Source organism: Acinetobacter sp. B-6, from assembly GCF_056930735.1.
In genome coordinates, this window is the sequence record NZ_JBXPBY010000008.1 from 220,011 (window position 1) to 226,010 (window position 6,000).

Below are 6,000 nucleotides of genomic sequence, written 5' to 3' on the forward strand. Positions count from 1 at the left end.
GTAATATTTTTACATACTATTTGGTTTTTTCAATCATGTGTTTGTCAGAATAACGAGTCAAAAATGTTGTAAATCCATATCCTAAAGTGCCTCCAACCACTCGTGTCCAACCGCTTACAAAGATATCTTCGATACCATCATTATTAAAGTCTGCTCTAAATTGCTCAATTAGAGAAATTTCCATTCCATCAAATTCTAATGAAATTGTGTAAATCTGACTTTCATTGATTGTAATAATACCTTTGCGAACTAAATCTCCAACTGAAAATCTCTGTTGAGTGTACTTATTAAATTTTGCTCCAAAATCACTAAAGATACTAGGGCATAATAAATCAAGATTATTTATGTCTTCCCAAGGCTCGCTTATAAATGAAATTTTGGGCATCTTAGCTATTTGCAGTGCTTTTATTAACTCATCAAAAAAAATGAAAGTAAAAGACATTTTGAGATCTGCATTTGTTAAAGGATAAAAACCATTATTTGTAGCCCATCTCCACTCACTTAATGTGGAAACTTTAGTTTGCTTGTTAATATCATTGACTAATTTGAGATAGTCATGAATCCCTCCAATCACAAGTTTCTTGTTGATCAATGTGGAGATGTCTGTGTCAAAGTAGAAAGAATCATATACTTCATCGATGAATTCAACTCCTAATGGTAGTATTACTTCCTTGATATTCCAATTATTCTGCTGGGCTTGATTTATTATATGTTGCAATTCTTTAATATCAATTAAATTAGTTGCTAATGCTGTTTGAACTTTAGAAATAATTTGACCTTTATTCTTTCTTCTTTTAATTTTTTCTATTTCTTGTATGATTTTTGGTAAGGATCTTTTGGTTAATCCTAGGTAAAACAAGATGGTCTGTTTCGCAAATAATTCGTCATTTTTTCTAAGGTTACATTTTCCGTGCACAGGAACTAGATTATATAATCCGTTTACATCAAAATTATTGTCAAGATCAAACTCTTCCTTAAATGTATCAAAGCTTCTTTGGTTATTTGCAAGACTTTCTGGAATCACATGATCAATATGGACATCATTCCAATCTAAGTTCTTGTTGCAATAGAAGCATATATTATTATAAGAAGCCCATAATGCACTTCTTATAATATTGTCAAATTTAGTGAGGCTCATATAGCATTTTACATAAAGTATTATTTTGTGAATAAATATATCTTAATAAGGTATCTTTTTGGTTTAATTTAAACAAAAAATAAATTAAATCTACCTAAAACAGAATTTAGTATTTAGGTAGACTCGAATAATTAAACAATCAGATTCAATGTCACATCAATATTGCCACGGGTCGCATTTGAATATGGGCAAACAATATGAGCAGCATCGACTAATTTCTGTGCTTCTTCTTGCTCTAAACCTTCTAAATGAATGTTTAAAGTCACTTGAATACCAAAGCCAGTAGGAATAGGACCAATACCGACATCACCTTCGATATATACATCTGGGGTAATTTTTAAATGATCACGATTCGCAACAAATTTCATCGCACCTAAGAAACAAGCTGAATAACCTGCTGCAAAAAGTTGTTCTGGATTGGTTCCACCACCAGCACCGCCCATTTCTTTTGGAACAGCGAGTTTAACATCTAAAATTCCATCTGATGATGTTGCACGACCATCACGACCACCTGTTGCTTTTGCATGTGCTGTATAAACCACTTTTTCTAAAGACATTGGATGCTTCCTTTGATTGTGTTCAAATATATCGTATACGATATAAATATTTAAACAAGTAGTGTTTGTGTAAAATTTAATAAAAAATTATTTTGAAATGTTGTCGCGTAAAGTTGAAAGGAGCGCTTTAAGCTCAGCCAAAGTGTCTAAATTACATTCACTGGCTTGAGCGATTTGAAGTGGGATATCAACGGCTTTTAATTTTAATTGCTGTCCTTCTTCAGTTAGGCTAATGATCACTTGACGTTCATCAAGGGTCGAACGTTCCCGATTAAGTAAACCATGACTTTGTAATTTTTTAAGCAAAGGGGTTAGCGTAGAGGATTCTAAAAACAGCTTTTCACCTATTTCAGAGACAGTTACACCATCTTTTTCCCAAAGCACGAGCATGACTAAGTATTGTGGGTAAGTTAAGCCCAATGGTGCAAGTATTTTTCGGTACAGTTGATTGAGTGCCAAGTTCGTAGAATAAACAAGAAAGCAAACTTGATGATCAAGATTTAAATGTGAATAGTCTTGTTGCATGCTTGTCTCAAAAGATATGACTCATACTGAGTATAACGCTGTTTGTCATATTCATAAAATAAAGTCATTTGGGAAAATATTAGAGAGTAATCAATCGGCGATGTTGTATCAGTGGCATTGATGCACGAACAGTATCTTGTTCAGCTAAATCAAAAGGTACAGTCAGCAGTTGAGCGCCTTCCTGATTTGACATTGCCAAAATTTGACCTCGGCTATTGGTTGCCCCAGCATGTCCCCAAGTTTGGCGTTTCTCACCGTGCCAACCTTGTTGAGCAGCACCTAAAACTTGACATTGACTGTCCATCGCACGAGCTTGCAGTAATAACTGCCAATGCATTTGACCTGTGGTATAAGTAAATGCAGCAGGCGCTGTTAAAAGATTTGCACCTTCGGAGCGAAGTATCAGTGCAAGTTCAGGAAAGCGTAGGTCATAGCACACCATCAAGCCGATATTGCCAAAAGGTGTTTTTGCAACCACAACATCATTGCCTGGTTCAAAGAATTTTGATTCTTGATAGCCACCAACAGCATCGCCCACTTGCACATCAAACAAGTGAATTTTGTCATAACGCGCCTCAGTACGTTCAGGGCTAATACATAAGCTTACTGTACGCACACGACCATCTTCAATGATTGAGCCATCTGGACGGAACGGGCACGGTAATGTACCGGCAACTATCCATATTTGATAACGATGTGCTAAATGCTCTAAACGCTTTTGAATTTCTTCAAAGCGTGCTGCAGTTTCTCGTTGTTTTCCAGCCGCGAAACAGACAAAGTTTTCTGGGAAAACAATCAAAGATGCACTATCAGCTTTACTTTGTTGCACCAATGACTCAATTACACTGAAGTTAGCTTCAATGTCATTTTGAGAATTCATTTGAACAACAGAAAGTAAAGTCATGTGCTATCCCTAATCATAACAATTTTGAAAAGATTAAGCGTTTTGCTGATCTGAAGATACACATTCCATAGTATCTTGCTGCTTTTCAAGTTGTTTCACTAATGGCTCGAACATATTTTGATTGTTTTCGTTGAGCTTCATTAACGTTTTGTGTGCATCGAGAACGGTACACAACATGGTGCTGTGATTCACATTGTCGTCAATCAAAGCATTGGTACATACTTTAGGATCACCACAATAATTTAAAATGACAAACACCTGCCCTAAGCCCATGCTATTGGCTAGAGTGGTAATGTCTGGATTTGTGGATAGCATGACTGCTTGGATGTGGTGTACTTGTTTTAACTTTAAACCAAGTTTCGCAAGTATTCCAAGAACAGTACTATCAATAAATGTGGTTTGGGTTAAATCAACAATTGCGCCAATGACGTTTTTCTGTTGTTCAATCCTTGCCAAAAGTTTGTCTAAACTAATACAAGATTGGGCTCGCACTTCACCAATAAGTTTGAAAATATGCGTTCCATTCAAGCTTGCATATTCAACATGACCTGTTGACATATAAATGCCATTTGCAGAGAAGGATAGGAAAATTATCACATAGCGCAAGTCTATACTCAAGCGTTTGCATATCAGTTAATAGTCTAATTAGTTATATGTATTTGATTATAATGTTAATTCATTCTGCGAAGACTGAGGATGGCAATGTCATCTGCGACGTGATCTGGCGCGCGGAATGATTGATTTTGCAAATGATAGACCAATTGAGCGAATTGTTCGTTCAAACCACCAGAAAAAGGTTCAAGTGCACCATCAGAACAAATAATGAACCGCGCATGCTTATTTAAAGTACATTCAAATTCTTCAACCTCTAAGTCTTCCGTAAGTCCTAAAGGAAAGCTACTGGTATTTAAAACACGAGGAGCTTGATTGGGTTCAAAAATAATAGGGGGAGGATAGTGCCCCGCACTTGACCACTTTAATGTATGTGTCTCAATGTTGAGAATTCCTGCCAGCATAGTGATGTGTTTTTCAATATTCTCTTGGACAAGCATTCCATTCAGTTTCTTAATTAACTCTCTTGGTGTTTTTGAACGCCCGTGAAAAGCTGCCATCCATGAAGTCAACAAAGAGCTGGTTACGCCATGACCGGAGACATCCGCCAAATAGAACATGATTTCTTTATCACTGATTTTCCAGTAATCATACCAGTCACCAGACAAATAAGCTGAAGGCTGAAAAAGGGTTTCAACTTTATAGTTTTGCAGGTCTATTGGATTGGGGAGGAGTTTTTTTTGTAATTCTGCAGCAGAGGGTAGATCACGACTATCTTGGTTTCGTTTATATTGGGCATCTATCTTAAAGAGCGAACCTTCAAGGTTGCTAGGAAGCTTGGTCCAGATCCAACCAGCAAGCGCACCGAGTTCCCATGCTTGGGAAAGCTCAGCACCTTCGTTCTCTTGTGCAATGACAATCGTTGGCAATGCCCATTGATATTCTAAAAAATCATGTACATCTGCAATCGCGATTCTGGTCGGATCATAAAGATGAATATCTTCAATGGTAATCATCTGCAAGCTTGGAAGCGTATTTAATACGTGCTCTAAACTTGAAATCTGGCGACTGGGTTGAATGAAATACATAGAAGAAATGAATGATCCTTAATCAATATAAAAAGCGATACCCACTAGATTTACTATAGATAACACCACATTGCTAGTAAAACTAAAGAGATTACTAGCAAATAAGTTTAACAAAATATTGTGATTATTTGTTTGTGCCTGTATCAGATGAATCATCAGTATCATCATCGTCATCACCAACAAAAGAAACAGCTTCTGCACCACCGCCTTTTTTCTCTGCGATTTGGAAAGCAAGGCGCTGTAAATAAATATCACGGATTGCTGAATAGCGATCACCTTGCAATACATTTTCCACATCTAATAGTTTTGAGCGTGTATTGATCCCGCCTAAAACACGATTTCCCCAAATTAAACCTGTTTGATTGTTATCATCCATTGGATAGCTAATGGGATTTGCATAGCTTTCAGCAACGTAATCCACAGAGTGGCGAAGTGTACTTGGTCCTAAGACAGGTAACATGAGATAAGGACCACTCGGTACACCATAATAGCCAAGTGTAATGCCTAGACTTTCTTCTTCAGTCGATAAACCTAAACGAGTTGCTGGATCTGCTAGACCTAAAGAAGTAACAGTATTCAGTGTAAAACGACCCAATGATTTAGCTGCACGCTTAAAACGACCTTGAGCAAGCTGATTAACCGCATTCCACGGCTCGCTTAAATTTTTACGAAACAGACTATATGAAGAGCGCACATCTTCAGGAACTTTTTGCTTATATTGAATGGCTACTGGTCGAGCGACATTACGGTCAATCATATCGTTAAATGCATAAATTTCACGGTTTAACGGTTGTAGGGGGTCTTTTACAGCATCTGGTTGAGCAGCATTTGCATTTACTTTTAAATCATTTTTTGTAATGTTTTTGAGCTCTTTAAGTGCTTCAATTCTTGGGTGCTTAGACATTGCTGGATCAGAAGAATTCTCTTGAGACAACTTATCAGCTGAAACAGAGTCAACAGCATTGTCAGAATTTTCTTGGGTAGATAATTCTTCTTGAGCAAATACATGGCTCGTCAGACCAATACTGAGTAAACAAGCCCAAAGTACGTGATAAGGACGCATAGAATTCCTTGAAATATGCTTAAAGTAAAAATGGTCGATAATATTATTAAAGACACTTTCGTATTCTAACAGTAGTTGTTGCATATGTATTAAAGCAAATTTGATTAAAAAGTGTGAATAAATTTGATTAATGAATAATATTTGTACGAACAAATGAAATAATTAAAAAAAGA

Annotated in this window: 7 protein-coding genes; all 7 read right to left on the reverse strand. The window is 36.5% G+C overall.

The annotated features are described in order from the left end of the window. Nucleotides 1-16: 16 nt before the first annotated feature. Nucleotides 17-1,138: an HNH endonuclease gene (locus AC1Z3T_RS12050; protein WP_100884496.1), complete on the reverse strand. Its 1,122-nt coding sequence runs from the start codon at nt 1,136-1,138 to the stop codon at nt 17-19. 131 nt (nt 1,139-1,269) lie between these two features. After that, nucleotides 1,270-1,695, reverse strand: a complete 426-nt coding sequence (locus tag AC1Z3T_RS12055; RefSeq protein WP_100884497.1) for an organic hydroperoxide resistance protein — start codon at nt 1,693-1,695, stop codon at nt 1,270-1,272. Nucleotides 1,696-1,782: 87 nt separating this feature from the next. Next, on the reverse strand, nt 1,783-2,220 hold the full coding sequence (locus tag AC1Z3T_RS12060; RefSeq protein ID WP_004824944.1) for a MarR family winged helix-turn-helix transcriptional regulator: 438 nt from the start codon (nt 2,218-2,220) through the stop codon (nt 1,783-1,785). A 79-nt stretch (nt 2,221-2,299) separates the two neighbouring features. Continuing rightward, on the reverse strand, nt 2,300-3,124 hold the full coding sequence (locus AC1Z3T_RS12065) for a carbon-nitrogen hydrolase family protein (RefSeq protein ID WP_483396671.1): 825 nt from the start codon (nt 3,122-3,124) through the stop codon (nt 2,300-2,302). A 33-nt stretch (nt 3,125-3,157) separates the two neighbouring features. Then, complete coding sequence (gigB, locus tag AC1Z3T_RS12070; RefSeq protein WP_009586265.1) at nt 3,158-3,682, reverse strand: anti-anti-sigma factor GigB; 525 nt, start codon at nt 3,680-3,682, stop codon at nt 3,158-3,160. Between the two features lie 113 nt (nt 3,683-3,795). Then, nucleotides 3,796-4,764, reverse strand: a complete 969-nt coding sequence (gigA, locus tag AC1Z3T_RS12075) for an RsbU family protein phosphatase GigA (protein WP_483396672.1) — start codon at nt 4,762-4,764, stop codon at nt 3,796-3,798. A 124-nt stretch (nt 4,765-4,888) separates the two neighbouring features. After that, the gene (locus tag AC1Z3T_RS12080; RefSeq protein WP_004824936.1) at nt 4,889-5,827 is read right to left on the reverse strand and encodes an MlaA family lipoprotein; all 939 of its coding nucleotides are present in this window, start codon (nt 5,825-5,827) and stop codon (nt 4,889-4,891) included. Nucleotides 5,828-6,000 lie beyond the last annotated feature (173 nt).

Excerpts from the sequence above, each read along its gene's own strand:
- AC1Z3T_RS12050 (WP_100884496.1), bottom strand. The coding sequence starts at position 1,138 with ATGAGCCTCACTAAATTTGACAATATTATAAGAAGTGCATTATGGGCT.
- AC1Z3T_RS12055 (WP_100884497.1), bottom strand. The coding sequence starts at position 1,695 with ATGTCTTTAGAAAAAGTGGTTTATACAGCACATGCAAAAGCAACAGGT.
- AC1Z3T_RS12060 (WP_004824944.1), bottom strand. The coding sequence starts at position 2,220 with ATGCAACAAGACTATTCACATTTAAATCTTGATCATCAAGTTTGCTTT.
- AC1Z3T_RS12065 (WP_483396671.1), bottom strand. The coding sequence starts at position 3,124 with ATGACTTTACTTTCTGTTGTTCAAATGAATTCTCAAAATGACATTGAA.
- gigB (WP_009586265.1), bottom strand. The coding sequence starts at position 3,682 with ATGTCAACAGGTCATGTTGAATATGCAAGCTTGAATGGAACGCATATT.
- gigA (WP_483396672.1), bottom strand. The coding sequence starts at position 4,764 with ATGTATTTCATTCAACCCAGTCGCCAGATTTCAAGTTTAGAGCACGTA.
- AC1Z3T_RS12080 (WP_004824936.1), bottom strand. The coding sequence starts at position 5,827 with ATGCGTCCTTATCACGTACTTTGGGCTTGTTTACTCAGTATTGGTCTG.